The 17004-nt window shown below is 47.0% G+C and carries 19 protein-coding genes and 1 pseudogene; 16 read left to right on the top strand and 4 right to left on the bottom strand.

All coding sequences use genetic code 11. The features are described 5' to 3' along the window. The first annotated feature begins 132 nt into the window (after nucleotides 1-132). The 9 genes and pseudogenes from ABTV53_RS07740 (at nucleotide 133) to ABTV53_RS07780 (ending at nucleotide 5340) form a co-directional block, all read left to right on the top strand. Nucleotides 133-717, top strand: coding sequence for a DJ-1/PfpI family protein (locus ABTV53_RS07740; RefSeq protein ID WP_433752094.1), 585 nt, complete (start codon nucleotides 133-135; stop codon nucleotides 715-717). Further along, nucleotides 710-1288, top strand: a complete 579-nt coding sequence (locus tag ABTV53_RS07745; RefSeq protein WP_433752096.1) for an N-acetyltransferase family protein — start codon at nucleotides 710-712, stop codon at nucleotides 1286-1288. Before ABTV53_RS07740 ends, ABTV53_RS07745 begins: the two co-directional genes overlap by 8 nt. Beyond that, nucleotides 1285-2164 (top strand): annotated as a pseudogene (locus ABTV53_RS07750) (serine/threonine protein kinase). The gene ABTV53_RS07745 and the pseudogene ABTV53_RS07750 overlap by 4 nt, the downstream one beginning before the upstream one ends. A 69-nt stretch (nucleotides 2165-2233) precedes the next feature. Then, nucleotides 2234-2356 carry a hypothetical protein gene (locus ABTV53_RS07755; RefSeq protein WP_433752098.1) on the top strand — a complete coding sequence of 41 codons (123 nt, stop codon included), beginning with the start codon at nucleotides 2234-2236 and terminating at the stop codon, nucleotides 2354-2356. A gap of 2 nt (nucleotides 2357-2358) precedes the next feature. Next, on the top strand, nucleotides 2359-3075 hold the full coding sequence (locus ABTV53_RS07760; protein WP_433752100.1) for a GNAT family N-acetyltransferase: 717 nt from the start codon (nucleotides 2359-2361) through the stop codon (nucleotides 3073-3075). Beyond that, complete coding sequence (locus tag ABTV53_RS07765) at nucleotides 3075-3302, top strand: hypothetical protein (RefSeq protein ID WP_433752102.1); 228 nt, start codon at nucleotides 3075-3077, stop codon at nucleotides 3300-3302. The genes ABTV53_RS07760 and ABTV53_RS07765 overlap by 1 nt, the downstream gene beginning before the upstream one ends. After that, entirely contained in the window at nucleotides 3299-3685 is a 387-nt protein-coding gene (locus ABTV53_RS07770) for a hypothetical protein (RefSeq protein WP_433752103.1), read from the top strand. The genes ABTV53_RS07765 and ABTV53_RS07770 overlap by 4 nt, the downstream gene beginning before the upstream one ends. Nucleotides 3686-3981: 296 nt before the next feature. Then, the gene (gene murI / locus ABTV53_RS07775) at nucleotides 3982-4764 is read left to right on the top strand and encodes a glutamate racemase (RefSeq protein ID WP_433752105.1); all 783 of its coding nucleotides are present in this window, start codon (nucleotides 3982-3984) and stop codon (nucleotides 4762-4764) included. A 24-nt stretch (nucleotides 4765-4788) separates the two neighbouring features. Continuing rightward, on the top strand, nucleotides 4789-5340 hold the full coding sequence (locus ABTV53_RS07780; RefSeq protein WP_433752107.1) for a histidine phosphatase family protein: 552 nt from the start codon (nucleotides 4789-4791) through the stop codon (nucleotides 5338-5340). Nucleotides 5341-5406: 66 nt separating this feature from the next. Here ABTV53_RS07780 and ABTV53_RS07785 read toward each other — a convergent pair whose 3' ends face one another. Then, nucleotides 5407-5769 (bottom strand): DUF423 domain-containing protein, encoded by a 363-nt coding sequence (locus ABTV53_RS07785; protein ID WP_076330238.1) that lies wholly within the window; start codon nucleotides 5767-5769, stop codon nucleotides 5407-5409. 61 nt (nucleotides 5770-5830) lie between these two features. Beyond that, on the bottom strand, nucleotides 5831-6760 hold the full coding sequence (coaA, locus tag ABTV53_RS07790) for a type I pantothenate kinase (protein ID WP_433752109.1): 930 nt from the start codon (nucleotides 6758-6760) through the stop codon (nucleotides 5831-5833). A 199-nt stretch (nucleotides 6761-6959) separates the two neighbouring features. Between coaA and ABTV53_RS07795 the strand changes: the two genes are divergently transcribed. The 7 genes from ABTV53_RS07795 (at nucleotide 6960) to odhB (ending at nucleotide 14682) form a co-directional block, all read left to right on the top strand. Further along, the gene (locus ABTV53_RS07795) at nucleotides 6960-7748 is read left to right on the top strand and encodes a DUF3891 family protein (protein WP_433752111.1); all 789 of its coding nucleotides are present in this window, start codon (nucleotides 6960-6962) and stop codon (nucleotides 7746-7748) included. 188 nt (nucleotides 7749-7936) lie between these two features. Then, nucleotides 7937-8446 carry an 8-oxo-dGTP diphosphatase gene (locus tag ABTV53_RS07800; protein ID WP_433752113.1) on the top strand — a complete coding sequence of 170 codons (510 nt, stop codon included), beginning with the start codon at nucleotides 7937-7939 and terminating at the stop codon, nucleotides 8444-8446. Between the two features lie 27 nt (nucleotides 8447-8473). Then, nucleotides 8474-8839 (top strand): YybH family protein, encoded by a 366-nt coding sequence (locus ABTV53_RS07805; RefSeq protein WP_433752114.1) that lies wholly within the window; start codon nucleotides 8474-8476, stop codon nucleotides 8837-8839. A 120-nt stretch (nucleotides 8840-8959) separates the two neighbouring features. Further along, on the top strand, nucleotides 8960-9457 hold the full coding sequence (locus ABTV53_RS07810) for a GNAT family N-acetyltransferase (RefSeq protein WP_433752116.1): 498 nt from the start codon (nucleotides 8960-8962) through the stop codon (nucleotides 9455-9457). Then, complete coding sequence (locus tag ABTV53_RS07815; RefSeq protein WP_433752117.1) at nucleotides 9458-9922, top strand: NUDIX domain-containing protein; 465 nt, start codon at nucleotides 9458-9460, stop codon at nucleotides 9920-9922. Between the two features lie 609 nt (nucleotides 9923-10531). Next, nucleotides 10532-13405, top strand: coding sequence for a 2-oxoglutarate dehydrogenase E1 component (locus tag ABTV53_RS07820; RefSeq protein WP_433752119.1), 2874 nt, complete (start codon nucleotides 10532-10534; stop codon nucleotides 13403-13405). A gap of 5 nt (nucleotides 13406-13410) precedes the next feature. Continuing rightward, nucleotides 13411-14682 carry a 2-oxoglutarate dehydrogenase complex dihydrolipoyllysine-residue succinyltransferase gene (gene odhB / locus ABTV53_RS07825; protein ID WP_433752121.1) on the top strand — a complete coding sequence of 424 codons (1272 nt, stop codon included), beginning with the start codon at nucleotides 13411-13413 and terminating at the stop codon, nucleotides 14680-14682. Nucleotides 14683-14816: 134 nt separating this feature from the next. Here the strand turns inward: odhB and ABTV53_RS07830 are convergent, their stop codons facing one another. Together ABTV53_RS07830 and ABTV53_RS07835 are read right to left on the bottom strand one after the other, a co-directional pair. Then, nucleotides 14817-15797 (bottom strand): alpha/beta fold hydrolase, encoded by a 981-nt coding sequence (locus ABTV53_RS07830; protein WP_433752123.1) that lies wholly within the window; start codon nucleotides 15795-15797, stop codon nucleotides 14817-14819. 41 nt (nucleotides 15798-15838) lie between these two features. Beyond that, entirely contained in the window at nucleotides 15839-16816 is a 978-nt protein-coding gene (locus tag ABTV53_RS07835; RefSeq protein ID WP_433752125.1) for a type I phosphomannose isomerase catalytic subunit, read from the bottom strand. Between the last annotated feature and the right edge of the window lie 188 nt (nucleotides 16817-17004).

Below are 17004 nucleotides of genomic sequence, written 5' to 3' on the forward strand. Positions count from 1 at the left end.
TTGCGATTGTGGTTCTGCTCTTTCATATCAATAACAAGCTGCCAGCGCGTGACCGGGTGAAAGAAGCAATGGAACGCGATCGGAACAAGAAACATAATCAGGATGCTCCAAATTAAAACGCGGAGGTTACCAATGAAAATTGCATTCGTTTTGTTTGATGGACTGACTTTCCTTGATTTTGCAGGGTTTTATGATGTGATCAATCGGTTGAATTTCTTTGAACAAACCAAAGGAACAACATGGGAAACCTGTGCAATGACAGATCAGGTCACGGATGAGTCTGGTTTAACGATGAAGGTGGATCGAGTGAAGCCTGACCTGTCGGAATATGATCTCGTGTTTGTCCCCGGAGGCATGGGAACGCGCAAGCTTCGATACGACGAGGCATTTGTAGGCTGGCTGAGACAGGCTGCGTCTGTACCTCTGAAGGTTTCGGTGTGCACAGGCTCTCTTCTGTTGGGTGCGGCTGGATTTTTGTCGGGTAAAAGAGCGACGACACATCCGTATACATATGATCTGCTTCAGCCTTATGTCGCTGAGGTGATTCAGAGCCGGATTGTGCGAGATGGAAATGTAATTACTGCCGGTGGAGTAGCCACGTCCATTGATCTGGGGATCTATGTTGTGGGACTTCTGGCAGGTGAGGAAGCGGCGGCAAATGTAAAACTTCAGATCGATTATCCGTATGAAATGCAGGGAGCGATTGAGTATGAGTGAGGGATATACGCAGGATGGGTATGTCATTCGCAATATCCACCGGGATGAAGCAGACGTATATTGGCCTTTTCGATTGGAAGCACTCAAAACGCATCCTGAAGCCTTCGGGGCTTCCTTCGAATTGTCCATTCAGATCCCCATGAATGAAGTACAGGAACGCATACATAACGAGCCCGATGATTATATTCTGGGGGCATATACAACAGAAGGAGCACTCGCGGGAATGATGGGCTTCAAGAGGGAATATGGTCTGAAGCTCAGGCACAAAGGCATGATCTGGGGCGTCTATGTAACTCCGCAATATCGGGGAAACGGTCTGGCATCGCGATTGCTCCAGGAAGTCCTGGATCGGGGAAGACATCTGGAGGGCATCAAGCAGATTAATCTGAGTGTAGTGACAACGAATGAATCAGCCCGACGTTTATATGAGCGATACGGATTTGAAGTGTATGGCATTGAGCGTAACGCCCTGGAAGTGAACGGGCAGGGATATGACGAGGCACATATGAATTATTTTTATACAGAGCAATCAACATCCATTGAAGATGGCTCCACAGGAGGAGTCCTATGACAGATCAGGTTGAACTTGAGGTCGATGGTGTTTCGTTTGTCATAAAAGAAGCTCACACTTTCGATTGGTTACGGCCCATGGGTACGGTCTTTCGCGTATTTGATCAGCAGGATTCAGGTAATCTTTCCTTCGGTATCGTGCAAAAGGATGGCAAGAGATTGTTCGTAAAGTATGCGGGAGCACATACCATTCATGCGAATCATACAGGGAGTCCCCCGGAAGCCATTCGTAATCTGAAATCATCTGTTTCCCTTTACGAAGATTTGGTGCATGACACGTTGATTCGACTAACGGATCATTTTGCAACGGACCAAGGGTATGTCTGTGTACGATTGGGTGGAGGGGGAGAATCTTCATAATCACTGGAAATTTCCGCCTCCAGCCAAATATGAAGATCCTCGCTCGCCCTACTATCAGTTCAGACAACTCCCAGTGCAGATACGTATTCAGACAATGGAACAGATATTGAATTTTCATATCGAAGTGGAGCGGAGAGGTTATGTGGCTGTGGATCTGTATGATGGCAGTCTGATCTATGATTTTGACAAACACTTCATGAAAATTTGTGATATCGATCTGTATCGAAAGGGCTCTTTCACCAATACCATGGGTCGTATGTGGGGATCTTCCCGCTTTATGTCTCCGGAGGAATTTGAGCTGGGTGCACCCATAGATGCGGTTACCAATGTATTCAATATGGGAGCCATGGCGTTCGCGCTGCTGGGCGGGGAGAAAGACCGTTCATATGGTAGATGGGATGCCGGAGAGGCTTTATATCAAGTTGTGATTCGTGCGGTGAATGCTGATCGGTCCCAGCGGTATGAAACGATTGCAGAACTCGGTGAGGCATGGAAACAAGCTGCGGTACAAAGGTAAGGAGTGGCGTGTGCGATTTATTCGCAATTATGCAAAATCGATTCGTATGTACAAGTGAAATCCCGTATAATGGAAATTATTAAGGGGGTGCAGACGATGTGCAGATATGCCATGTCAGGACCATACAAAGAGCTGCAGGAAGCTGGTAAAGGCAGTGAAGGCAAACGATTATTGCAAAGGTTAACGTTATAATTATGGTTACGCAATCAAACCTGTCACCTATGGAGATGTTGAAAATACAGGCGAGCACCTTATATACAATGAACGAGCAGCAGCGTCTAGTAAGCATTAACGAACCGGGTGGTGGGCAGGCACCAGCCATTTTTATTGGGATGGCTTCTGCCGGTTCACTCATCTATTACCATGAGCAGTTATCGTCGGAGCTAGTGGATGAGTTGGGGAAGGATTGCGAGCTCCCATTGGATATTCCGAAACTGATTCGCAAGGTGGAAACCTTTGAGCCAGTTAACCGTGTGTGGATGGGACCCGCCTATGCTTTTCCTGAGATATCTGACGAATGGAATCAGAAGGTTCAGTTGATTGGTCAGGAGCAGCGTTACTTGCTGGCAGAGCATTTCCCTGAATTAACAGATCACTTGCACGACAAATGGCCTGTTGCCACTTATGTTATTGTTGATTCTGCTGTGGCAGTGTGCTGCTCCGCGAGGCTTTCCGATCATGGGGCGGAAGCGAGTCTGTATACAGCACCTGGTTATAGGGGACGTGGGTATGCAGCGGAGACGGTAAAGTGCTGGCAGCATTATGTCAAGGAGCGTGGACACCTGCCGATCTACAGTACTTCGTGGGATAATCTCGCTTCACAGCAAGTTGCCCGTAAACTGGGATTAATTCAGTTCGGTGTGGATTTCAGTATCACAACTGTGGGGTTGATGAAAGGTAGTGATGTCTGATGATCCGCACTTTCGTACAAAAGGATCTGCAGTATGTCATTGAAGCGCATATCCGTATTTATCGAAAAGAGTATAATTATGATGTTAGCTTTGCTGAATTTATCACCCATGCGGTGAATTCGTTTGAATGCTCAGGCAATCACGCGAGGGAGATGTTATGGATTGTTGAATTAGATCAGACACCTTCCGGTTGCGTTAATTCGTTGTTGAAAGGAGTGGTACAGTGAATCGCAGAAGACGGATTCTGATCTTGTTGTCCTTATGTACTGCACTGACGGTAGCCGCGTGTTCGACTCAGACGGATGAACAAGTATTATCAGCAACCATTGAAAGCAACCTGCAGCAGATGGTTAGCGACCCTGTCCTCCTGATCAGCAGTAATCCCAATGATTATATTGCTGGTAACCCGGAGGCTTACGAGGACATCCTGAATACGGGTGAGGCGGGACTGCTTCTCCTGTTACGGCAGCTCGAATCCAGTCCGGATAATGGTCTTAAGGAATGGATTATGGCTCAGGCAAGTACTGAACTGCTTGGAGAGCATAACCCTGTAGAGGCGTGGCATAGTGGCAAGGACTGGCTCAGGCAATATAAAATGAACATAGAATAATGGTTCATCATCATCCATAGTATCTGACTTAGTGGAAATAATGGAGGGGACGGAATCGATTCTGAAGAAGCGATAGCGTTCGCCTTTGTCTCCGAATTTATACATCTATAAGTTTATTCAAGACAATTTGGAGACAACAGCGATCAGAAGAACGATCCGTAACCGGAATGATTCCCGCAAGTCGTCAAGCACTGTAGTGTGTGATGAGCCGGAAGTACAAACCTCACCTCCAGTCAGCATGAGCAGCATTGAGAGGTTCTTGGAACCCGAAAGAATACATTATAGAGGTGAAATCCTTGAATAAGAAAATTGCTTTTTTTGATTCAGGCATCGGTGGGTTAACCGTGTTGCATAAGGCATTACAACAGTTTCCGGAAGAACAATTTCTGTATTATGCAGATACATTGCATGTCCCGTATGGAACCAAGTCTGCGGATGAGGTTAGAGGACATATTTTTGATTGTGTGGAAGCCATCGTTCAGCAGGATGTCCAGGCAATCGTGATTGCTTGTAATACAGCAACAAGTCTGGCTGTGAAGGATCTGCGAGCCAAGTACGATATCCCGATCATTGGCATGGAACCTGCGGTGAAACCAGCCGTGGAGATGAATCGGGATAGTGGAAAGAGAGTGCTTGTATTTGCCACGGCCCTCACCTTGAGCCAAACCAAGTATAACGAACTGGTATCGCGTGTTGATGATCACCACAGCGTGGATTCCATTGCGCTGCCGGAACTTGTGGAATGGTGTGAACGGCTGGATTTTGATCCGAGCAAAATCGCTGATTATTTCCGGTTCAAGCTGGCAGATCTCGATCTTCATATGTATGGTACAGTGGTGCTTGGTTGCACGCATTATCCATACTATACGTCCATTCTGCGCACGGTTCTGCCAGATCACATACAGATTATTGATGGTAGTACAGGCACGGTGAACCATCTGAAGCAGCGGCTTGGACTGGTGGCTCAGCATGGAGACAGAACAGGAGAACAGGTCACTTTCCTCAGTTCATCAGGCCGACTAGAAGAGCAGGAGAAGATGTACATTGCACTCCAATATCTTAAGAAGAACTCCATGTAGGTTACACCATAGGAGGTGATAGCTATGCAGTCCATTTACCTTATCCGTCACGCCAAGGCCACAGGGCAGGAACCCCATGCAGAGCTTACAGATGAAGGGAACAGGCAGGCCGAAAAACTTGCAGATATCTTGGCTCATCATTCCATAACGTATATTGTCTCCAGTCCTTGGAAAAGGGCTGTTCAGACCGCTATGCCACTGGGCATAGCAACGCTGCAACATATACATACGGATGAACGTCTCCAGGAGAGGGTGCTTAGCTCTCTCGATCTGCCTAACTGGATGGATGTACTGAAACGTACATACGATGATGTGGATTGGGTGGAAGAGGGCGGGGAATCTTCGAGAAACGCGGCTGCAAGGGGGCTGGCACTCCTGGAAGAGTTGTGGAGCAGACCGGAACAGCACGGGGCCGTGGTTACACATGGGAACTTGTTATCACTGCTTATTCGGGAGTATGAACCATCCTTTGGCTATGAAGAGTGGGCCAATCTTTCCAACCCGGATGTGTATGTACTGGAGAGGCAACGGTCAGATGCAGGATTGCCCACCATCCGAAGAATTTGGACGGATTGAACAACAAAAGAGTGCTCCAGCGATAGTATATCAGCCAGAACACTCTTTTCGGTTATCCAAGGCATATTACAATGCGGCAATTATGATCATAACCCATCCAGCCAAAAATGCGACTCCGCCAAGTGGGGTAATGGCTCCCAATTTGCGAACCCCCGTTACACTTAAAGCGTACAGACTGCCCGAGAACAGGATGATCCCGGCGAACAGCAGCCATCCGGCAAGCATGACGAGTGAAGAGGATTCGAGACGGTCTGCCAACAGGCCGATCAGAATGATCCCAAGTCCGTGGATAAGGTGATATTGAACGCCGGTTTCATAGATTTTGATCATGTCCGCGGATAATTTGCGCTTGAGCGCGTGTGCGCCAAAGGCACCCAAAGCAACAGCCAGGAACATCATAATACTGCCGAGTATAATCAGGGTTTGCAATGTGTTTTTCTCTCCTTTTCAGGGTAATTAGATACAACATCAAGGTGTGCACGCTTGTTGTCTAGAGTTTGCGCAATTGAATCTGCCCAATGGAGTGATCAGCTTCCTTTTTCAGAATCAGTCTGGCACGCCCTTTGGTTGGCAAAATGTTTTCATGCAGGTTTTTCGCATTGATATCCTGCCAGATCTGGTTGGCGGTACGCACGGTTTCTTCTTCATCAATATTGGCGAAGCGTTGGTGGAAGAAGGAATTCGTGTTCTGGAACGCTGTATTGCGCAGCAGCTTGAAACGCTCAACGTACCAGTGTCTGATATGCTCTTCTTCCGCATCGATGTAGATGGAAAAATCGAAGAAATCACTGACAAGCAGAGGTGTTTCTTTTTTGATCTGGAGTACATTGATACCTTCAATAATGAGAATATCCGGTTGACAGATCTGCTTCTCTTCCCCTTGAATGACATCGTAGGCGAGATGAGAGTACACCGGTGCTTTCACTTCGGGCTTGCCTGATTTCACATCGCCCATGAATTGAATCAGGGATTTGATATCATAGCTTTCCGGGAATCCCTTGCGATTCATGATGCCCTTCTCTTGAAGGACGGCGTTGGGATATAAGAAACCGTCGGTGGTGACAAGGTCAACCTTCGGGCTGTTCTTACCTCTGGCGAGCAGTGCCTGCAGCAAGCGGGCCGCTGTACTTTTGCCCACGGCAACACTTCCCCCGATTCCAATGATGTAGGGGGTGGGGAGAGCTTCTTTTTTCATAAAGGAGGCCGTCAGTCGATTCAGCTCTCGTGAAACTCTTGCATATAGGTCAATAAAGTGGGTCAGAGGCAAATATATATCTTCAACTTCTTGAATCGATACCTCTTCATTCAATCCCTTTAACTGTTCTAATTCGGCTTCCGTCAGTGGAAGAGTGGTCTGATGTTCTTTAAGTTCAGCCCATTCCTTGCGGTTAAACTCGATGTAAGGAGAGTATAAATTCATGAGATCCCGCTTTCTGTATGTAATATAATTGTGGACACAACCTTTAGTGTACCAAATTTCAGGAAACTGACAACACCTTTACATTTGACCATTCCATATCGCTTTACGTCCAAACGGAGCGAAAATCAACTTACTTATAGGAAAGTTTAACCCAATTTATGTTAAAGTCAACGTATACCATGCGGAAGGGTGACAGCAAATGATCATATATGAGAGAGAGCATGATTTTGTTTTGACCGCACAGCATGAGCATGGATTAGTAGTCGGAGAGATGGCTTCCCACTGGAAAAATGAATTATTAGCCGATCCTGCGCATCGGGATGAATTGATTCTAGCGGCCAGAGAACATGACCGGGGTTGGATCGAACTGGACTCGTCTCCGTTCTGGAATGATTACAGTCAATCGCCGTATTCGTTTCGTGACTTTCCATTGCGTCCGCGTTTTGTATTCTACCATAAAGGCATTGAAGAAGTTCGTCAGAAAAACCTCTACGCCGGATTATTGTGCAGTTTGATGTATACGGAGCTGTTTCAGAAAAATCTGGGTGCCAATGCGCAGGATGATGAAGACATCCGAGAGTATCTGCAGCAAGAACATGAACGTCAGCTGGATTGGGAGAAACAGCTTGGTGGTGATGCTGATGCACTGAAACAGAGGCTGCAAAGTGATGTGGAGATCATGCTTTTCTGTGATCAGCTCAGTTTATTTCTCTGTATGGAAGAACCTGGAACACCTGCTGCGCGTTATGATTTTTTTGCAGAAGGGCTTAGTTGCACGTTTGATGCCTGTTCCAGACAACCGATTCAGGCAGAGTGGTTATCCAATGAAAAAGTAGGACTGTCTTTTTTCCCGTTTGATGAAGACTTTACGGTCGTTTTGCCTTACAAATCGGTGCCGAAGGCAAGTATCCGCAAATTTGGTATGCAACAGGCTTATCGCCGGGCTGAGTGGAAGGAACGCCGGGTGTTAATTACGGAATCGAACTGAGAAATGGAAATCCAAGCTTGAGGAATGAGCAGCATAGAATATAACAAAACAGGCGGGCTTCTGATGTACAGGGTGTCCGCCTTTCGTATGCATATTTCAGAGTGGGAATAAAGAAGGAAAACACAGGTTATTCCCAGAAATGTTAGTGTACAGCAGAGAAGCGCACATTAGCAGGAGGAAGAACAAATATGAACACCAGAATAGAGATATTAACGATGTGTATGGTATGGGACAAAATGAATGATCAGGTGTTACTGATGAATCGGCCGGATCGCAAAGGATTTCCGGGATACATCGCTCCTGGGGGGAAGGTGGACTTTCCCGAGAGTATCGTGGATGGTGCCGTGCGGGAGGTTCTGGAGGAGACGGGTTTGGCTGTTAATGAGATTACGTATAAAGGACTCGATGAGTTCTGTGATCCTCAACAAGGGCTACGATACATGGTATTTAACTATCTGGCAACTTCATTCGAGGGTCAATTATTGCAAGATCCCCCCGAAGGCGAACTGTTATGGGTGCCTATGAAGCGGGTGTTTGAGCTACCTATGCAGGACTGGTTCGCTGAACGTCTCCCGCGTTTTTTCCAAAATGGTACGTTTGAGCGGAGTGTGATCTGGGAGAAGTCATCCGGACGTACGCTGCAAGAGACATTTATGGTGTATAGCGACTCCGTTCTTGAACAGAGTGAGATCCGATAAGATAACACGTCAGAAGGAGGAAAAATCATGGGATACCAGCATGCCCTGCAAGGATACATTGCGGCGACGAATACACATCAGTTTGATGAAGTCAGTAAATGGTTATCGCCAAATGCCGTATATTGGTTTACGGGAACGTCCTGTACTACCCCTAACGAAATTCGGGCTTATTTTGAGAACGCTTGGGAGACAGTCAAGGAAGAAGTGTATCGTGCTGAAGATGTTAAGTGGATTACGACTAGCAAAGAGCAGGCCGTTTGTATCTATACCTACCACTGGAAAGGAATTTATCAGGGAGAGCCTGCTTGTGGAAAGGGTCGGGCCACGAATGTATTTGTTGCTGAGCTTGATGGGGAATGGAAATTAATCCATGAGCATTTAAGCTTGGGTTAGGATAAAAATAGTAAACTAGTTTGTTGAAATGAAGAATGATATATTTGTGGATTTGCCATACATAGGCTTCTGCAAACAGGACGTAAATGAATATTGTACGATGAAAAGGTGGAGATTGGCATGAAATTGTCGTTCCGGATTTTGGACTGGGAAGAAGAGAGACCCTACGAACTTTTATTGATGGCTGATCCTTCAAAAGCAATTGTTGATGAGTACCTGAGTCGGGGTGTTTGTTTTATTGCCGAGTATGAAGGAGAGATGGTTGGGGAGTTCGTGTTGCTCAAGACTCGTCCGGAGACTGCGGAGATTGTTAATATTGCCGTACAGGAAGAACTGCAGGGACAAGGTGTAGGCAAACATATGATTAAGGAAGCGATGGAAGCTGCACGTAGATTGGGCTGCCGGATTCTCGAGATTGGGACGGGCAATTCCAGCTTTCATCAATTGAAGTTATATCAACGTTGCGGTTTCCGCATTATCGGGGTTGATCGTGACTTCTTTGTGAGGCACTATGAGGAAGAGATTATAGAGGATGGTATCCGTTGTGTGGATATGGTCCGTTTGGCCATAGATCTGGATGCTGTTATAGAGGATGAAAACGAAAGGAAGAACCCTTAAGTGAATCGTTATACACATATTGGCGTATATGGCTTGATCACTTGGGAGCAAAAAATCCTGTTGATTCATAAGGCACGGGGAGCATATCAGGGGCAATGGGATTTACCGGGCGGAAGGCTGGAGTTTGGTGAGAAGCCAGAGGCAGCTCTTCATCGTGAGATTGAAGAAGAGACGGGCCTGACCCATCTACATTTAATGATTTTTTCTGCGGAGTCTAGGGTTGTGGAATGGGTGCATCAAGGTGAGCCGGAAGAGCTGCACCATATTGGGATGTTGTATGATGTCATTTTGACCGCAGCCAGTCAGCCGGATCAGATCAAAAAAGAACCTGATGGCGAAGATTCGCTCGGCGCAGACTGGTTTACACTGGAGCAAGTTAGAAATCTTTCCCTAACGCCGTTTGCAGCGTATACGATTAGTCAAAGTACAGAAAGTACAGCTTTATGCCATCGTCAACTATATTGATAACTCAATCTTTCTGAATAAGAAGCTGCTCGGATATTTCATGTCTGGGCTAGCTTTTTTCAGTTGGTCTCCTGAAGAATCCCCCAAATATTTGTTGAATGTGATGTCAATTGGTTAATGTTTAACTGGACGGTTTGTTTTTGAACATAATGGACCACAATTCAATTAAGGAGGTAAAATGGGAGATCGTATGCCTATTTTGTTGTAATTCAGCGTTCGTTGTTCTATCCAAATTGCTCGATTTATTCGATTCATCTAATTTATGCATCAATTGAGCTAAAAATAGGAAATGCTCCTGAGCGTAAAAGTTTATAGAATAGATATTAGAACATGGACTTCACTTGAAGAAGAGGAGAAAGTGGAACCTTCGAACGGATCAGGACAGTATTCGACATCTGTGCGACGGTATATACAATCATTGTTTTACTTTGATTTTGAAAACGCAGACAAACCTTGACGGGAGCGTCGGACTAACGTTACTACCACCAACAGCACGATTATTGGACTTCATGAAAAATTTAGCTTAAAATGTTGAACGAACGCAAATTACGGCTTAGTCAATGATTTCCGTCAAAAACTTATGACTAAATCAAGACGGAGGGAACGTCGATGACGATCGTGGAAGGCAACAAGAAGCCCTGGGAAAGTTATTATGGCCCCAATATGGGATACGTACAGGAACAATATGAATTATTTGCTCAAGACCCTGGTTCGGTTACACCGGCCTATCGTGAACTTTTTGAACAATGGGGTGCACCGCCGATGTCTGGCAAGGATGCACGCACAACCTCGAATTCCGGCAACGCCCAATCGGCTTCCGGGAACGTAGACATTCAATTATTACAGAAAGCGGTTACAGCGGGTAAGCTGGTATGGAACATCCGTACCTATGGTCATCTTGCTGCAGATATAGATCCGCTTGGAATCAGTGAAGATACAGATACATCTTTGCTGGAACCTCAGCATTTTGAATTAAACGAAGAAGATCTGAAAGCTTTGCCCGCTTCCCTGATCTGGGAAGGTGCAGATGGACAGACCGCAAACGGTTGGGATGCAATCCAACGTTTGCGTCAGATATACACTGGACCTATGGCCTATGAATTCAGTCATGTGCACGAAGTTCAAGAACGTGACTGGCTGAATCGTCGTGCGGAATCCCGTACTTCACCAGCTCCGCTTACGCCGAAAGAACGTAAGGCTTTGCTGGAACGGTTGGTTGAAGTCGAGCAATTTGAAGATTATCTTCACAAAACATTTGTTGGACAGAAACGTTTCTCCATCGAAGGTAACGATGTGCTTGTGCCGATGCTGGATGAAGCTGTTCGCATCATGGCAGAAGCCGGATCAAGCCACATTCTGATGGGTATGGCCCACCGTGGACGCTTAAATGTACTGGCTCATGTTTTGGGCAAACCGTACAGCAAAATTTTCTCTGAATTTCATCATGCCCCGAACAAAGATTTGGTTCCATCGGAGGGTTCGACTGGAATCAACTACGGTTGGACGGGGGATGTCAAATATCATATGGGTGCCAACCGTTTTGTAAAAGACGGGGAAACTGTGCAGGCCCGCCTTACTCTGGCGAATAACCCGAGCCATCTGGAATACGTTAATCCGGTTGTACAAGGGTTTGCTCGTGCGGCTCAGGATGACCGTCGTGACCCTGGATATCCAAAGCAGGACGTGACGAAGGCAGCTACCATTTTGATGCACGGTGATGCCGCATTCCCTGGAGAAGGGATCGTTGCAGAGACGCTTAACTTCAAAGCTTTGCCAGGATATCAGAATGGTGGAACCATCCATATTATCGTCAACAATCGTCTGGGCTTCACGACAGATAGCGGTGATTCCCGTTCAACGTACTACGCAAGTGACCTTGCTAAAGGGTACGAAATTCCGATTGTACACGTGAATGCGGACAATCCGGAAGCTTGTATTGCAGCCATTCGTATGGCAGCAGAGTATCGCAATCGTTTCAAAAAGGATTTCCTGATCGACTTGATCGGTTACCGTCGTTACGGCCATAATGAGACCGATGATCCCGAAACAACTCAACCTATCGTTTATGACAAGGTGAAAAACCATCCAACGGTAAGCCACTTGTATCAGGATCAGTTGAAGCAGGATTCAGTTATCGATGATGCATCCATTACGAGCATTCGCGATGGAGTAACGAACAAATTAAAAGAAGCTTATGACCAGATGAAGAAAAATGAAGTACATGAATATTATCAACGGAAAATCAGTGAGCCGGAGGCTGTTACAATTACGCCTACTGCGGTACCACTGGAGAATCTTCGCAGCATTAATGCCGATTTGCTGAAATGGCCAGAGAACTTCAATGTGTATCCGAAGTTACAGCGGATTTTGCAACGCCGGAGCACTTCCCTGAACGAAGGGGAAAAAGTGGATTGGAGTCTTGCAGAGACACTCGCATTTGCAACCATTCTGGCAGATGGCAAGCCAATTCGGATCAGTGGACAGGATGCCGAGCGTGCTACATTCGCTCATCGGAATCTGGTGTTGCATGATTCGGAGAATGGAGCAAAGTTCTGCCCATTGCATCACTTGCCACAGGCAAGAGCATCTTTTGCAATCTATAACAGTCCGTTGTCTGAAGAATCCGTTGTTGGATTCGAATACGGATATAACGTATATTCACCCGATACACTGGTCATCTGGGAAGCTCAATTCGGTGACTTTGCCAACTGTGCACAGGTTATTTTTGACCAGTTTGTATCATCCGGCCGCGCCAAGTGGTCTCAGAAGTCCAGTTTGGTGATGTTGTTGCCACATGCGAATGAGGGTCAGGGACCTGAGCATACAAGTGCTCGTCTTGAACGTTTCCTTCAGCTGTGCGCAGAAGACAATATGACGGTTGCCAACTTGTCGAGTGCTTCGCAGTATTTCCACTTATTGCGTCGTCAAGCCTCGTTGACTGAAACGGAGGATGCTCGACCACTTGTGATGATGTCACCGAAAAGTCTCATTCGGAATCCGCGTGTTGCATCACCAGCAGTCGAATTCAGTGAAGGCAAGTTTGAGCCTGTGCTTGAGCAAGCCGGGCTGAGTACGCAGCCTGATCGCGTAGAGCGCATTATTTTGTGCAGTGGCAAGATTGCCATTGACCTGGAAGATGCTTTTGAAAAAGATAAAGCAGATTGGTCATGGCTTCACATCATTCGAGTGGAACAGTTATATCCGTTCCCGGCAGAAGAGATCAAACGTATCCTTGCACGTTTCAGCAATGTAAAAGAACTGGTATGGGTACAAGAAGAAAACAAAAATATGGGTGCCTGGACTTACATGGAGCCTCGTCTTCGTGAAGTTGCCCCGGAAGGCACAACCGTTAGATACGAAGGTCGCCCGGAACACGCAAGTCCTTCCAGCGGTTATCAGCTTGTGCATAGTATGGAACAGCAACAGATTATTACATCTGCGTTGAAACAAACGACGAAGAATAATATTCCACTGGGGAGGTAACAGCTGTGAGTGAAATTAAAGTACCTGCAATGGGTGAGTCAATAACTGAGGGAACTGTATCCAGATGGATGGTTAAAGAAGGGGATACCGTTAATCAGGGTGATGTGCTTCTTGAACTGGAAACGGATAAAGTAAATATTGAGATCAGCGCAGAAGAAAGTGGCGTGCTGGAGAAGATCATTCGTCAGGAAGGAGAGACGGTCGAGATCGGTGAAACGATCGGTACACTCTCAGCTGGTTCTGGAGGAGGAAGCGGTGCACCCGCTTCCGAACCAGCAGCTGAAGAGAAAAAGGCCGTTACTCCTGCACCTGAAGCTCCAACACCACCACCAGCACCTGTTGCGGCAGCACCGGAGTCATCCGATAGTGCCAAGACGGCTTCACCGTCTGCCCGTAAACTTGCACGTGAACGTGGTATCGAGTTGGATCAGGTTCAGAGCAAAGATCCGATTGGACGGGTATACCAGGATGATGTGAAGAGCCATAACAATCAGGCGCCTGCTCCTGCTGCTCCACCTGCGAGTAAAGCGCCAGCAGCACCAAGTGCTCCGGCAGCTGGAAGTTCTACCTATACCAAACCAGTGGAGCGTCAGCGGATGTCTCGCCGCCGTGCGACCATTGCCAAACGTCTGGTAGAGGCTCAGCAGACAGCAGCCATGTTGACTACGTTTAATGAAGTTGATATGTCTGCGATCATGGATGTACGTAAACGCCGTAAGGACAAGTTTAAAGAGAAACATGAGATTAACCTGGGCTTCATGTCCTTCTTCACCAAAGCGGTTGTGGGGGCTCTGAAAAAATTCCCTACAATCAACGCAGAGATCGATGGCGAAGATGTTGTGCTCAAAAAGTATTATGATATCGGCATTGCCGTATCTGCGAAGGAAGGACTGGTTGTACCGGTTGTACGTGATGCCGATCGTCTGGGCTTTGCCGAGATCGAGAAGAGTATTGCGGACCTGGCATCCAAAGCTCGTTCCAACACGCTGGCGTTATCTGATCTGCAAGGTGGAACGTTCACGATCACCAATGGTGGAACATTTGGTTCCTTGTTGTCTACGCCAATTCTGAATACACCTCAAGTGGGTATTCTGGGGATGCACAAGATCCAGCTTCGTCCAGTGGCAATTGATGCAGAACGGATGGAGAACCGTCCAATGATGTACATCGCGTTGTCCTACGATCACCGGATTATCGACGGTAGTGAGGCTGTACGTTTCCTCGTGACCGTGAAAGAACTGCTTGAAGACCCGGAATCTCTGTTAATTGAAGGTTAATCCATTACGTATGATCATGGCTATTATTCATATCGCTTAACAAGAAAACCCCTGAACTGGAGTGCAGCGTAAGCTGTACATCCGATTCAGGGGTTTTTTTTGCTTTTTCTCTTGGTATGTTGTCGCTGACTCTATTATATAGAGTCAGCGGTTTCAGTAGGGTTCACCGGACTAGGGTGTGTATTCGAGCCAGGGGTATTCCGCTCTAGCCAGTCTACAACGTGCTGAGCCACTTCTGTTCGGTTGATCTCATGCAGCATTTCGTGGCGCCCACCCGGATACAGGCGATACTCAATATTCTCCAGATGAAGCTTCTTATACTGGGAGACCAGATTAAGAACACCTTTGCCATGAAGTCCGACAGGGTCTTTCTCACCTGAGAACAGATATACGGGTTTGTGTTTGGGGATGCGCTCCATATTGTGTGGAAGATGAACTTCGAGCAGCAATTTGAAGAAATCGCGGAAAAAGCCTGCTGTACAGACTGCTCCGCACATGGGATCATCGATGAATCGTTGAACCTCTTGTGCGTCCCGTGACAACCAATCAAACGGTGTCGTCGCAGGGCGGAAAGAGCGGTTAAATCCACCAAATACAATTGCGTTAAGCAGCATGCTGGGATGAGTAGCCCCTTGAATGCCGCATTGCAAGAAGGCGAGCTTCTCTCCAAACCGGAGCAGACCGCGTCTGCCGTTTGTCCCGGATAAAATAAAGCCATGATACTGCTCATGACCAGCGTACATAAGATGTTGTACCAAAAATGAGCCCATGCTATGTCCCATGAGAAACAGGGGCACTCCTGGGTTCTCCTTGGCGGCTACTTCGCCCAGATTAATCATATCACTTGCCATCCAGCGGAAGGCATCGACACCAGCATTACCGAGTAACTTGGCATTCTCCACAGTTTTGCCATGACCCCGATGGTCATTAGCATAGACCGCATAGCCATCTTGGGTAAGAACGCCTGCAAATTCCGCGTATCGGGCTGCCGTCTCGCCCATGCCATGTGCAATTTGCACTACACCTTTAACGTTGCATTCCGGATCGGGAAGCCAGCGGTACACATGAATACGGGTACCTTCACTAGCGACCAAGGCAAAGGTAGATTCCTGCATCTCGTGTAATTCCTCCTTCACAGGTTACATATAAGCTTGATTTATGGCAAATAAGAGCGAAGAACAGTGGTATTTCCGTTCAAAGTATAAGACCCCAGATTGGCTGGCAACAGGTAACATTGTCCGGCCTTTAATTCAATGCTGTCTGTTTTGGCATGTGCCCACTCCAAAGTTCCTTCTCCTTCACAGACAACGAGAATCGTGAAGCTGTCAGGATTGGTGGAGAGTTCCCACCGTTCAGTCACAATCCCTTTTTCCACCACAAAATAAGGGCATTCCGCAAGCTTGAGCCATTCACCAGGAGTCGCGTTATTTGTTTTCATCGTTGAGGCACCTGCGCCCTCATAGGCGGTGACATTTAATGAGTCTTCAACATGCAACTCACGTGGTTTGCCATCCAGTCCAGGACGATTGTAATCGTATATCCGGTACGTCGTATCCGAGTTTTGCTGAATCTCGGCGACAACAACACCCGCACAGAGCGCATGTACGGTTCCGGCAGGGATAAAGAACGTATCACCAGCTTCCACAGGTACCTGACGAAGGGTATCCATCACCGTGCCGTTTTCCAATGCTTCTTTTAATGTTGCCCGATCAACGCCTTCATTCAACCCGTAGATGATGTGTGCGCCCGGTTTTGCGTCGAGTACATACCACATTTCTGTTTTGCCAAGCTCGCCAGGAGGCAGTGCCTCATACTCGTCTGTTGGATGAACCTGAACGGACAGGTCATCGTTGCAGTCAAGCAGCTTAATCAGTAGGGGGAAACGTCCGCCTTTTTCAGAGACACCTTTGGTTCCAAGCCACTCGGTGCCCAGTTGTTCACGAACTTCATCCAGACCCTTGCCAGCAAGTGCTCCATTTAATACCCTGGTTGTACCGTTTGGATGATCCGCAATCATCCATCCTTCTCCGATATGTCCTTCAGGGGGCGTAAGGCCGAATTGCTCGAGCGCACGACCGCCCCACACACGTTCTTTGAATTCAGGTTGGAATTGTAATGGGTATGGTGTAGACATCAGTAATCTCTCCTCTAGTATATGAAATGGTGGATCGCTTTAATCAGTCATGGGCATGGAGTCGCCATGAGCAAACAAGTGAATACGTTTGCATATGTAGATGTAGAACACAGATCGCAGTAAGAAAAAGCTGCTTATAGCTCGCCTTGCGATTGTGTCTAGTTTATTGTATTTGGTGAACAAAGGAA

Origin of the sequence: Paenibacillus amylolyticus (assembly GCF_050990605.1) — a bacterium.
Lineage (GTDB): Bacteria > Bacillota > Bacilli > Paenibacillales > Paenibacillaceae > Paenibacillus > Paenibacillus amylolyticus_H.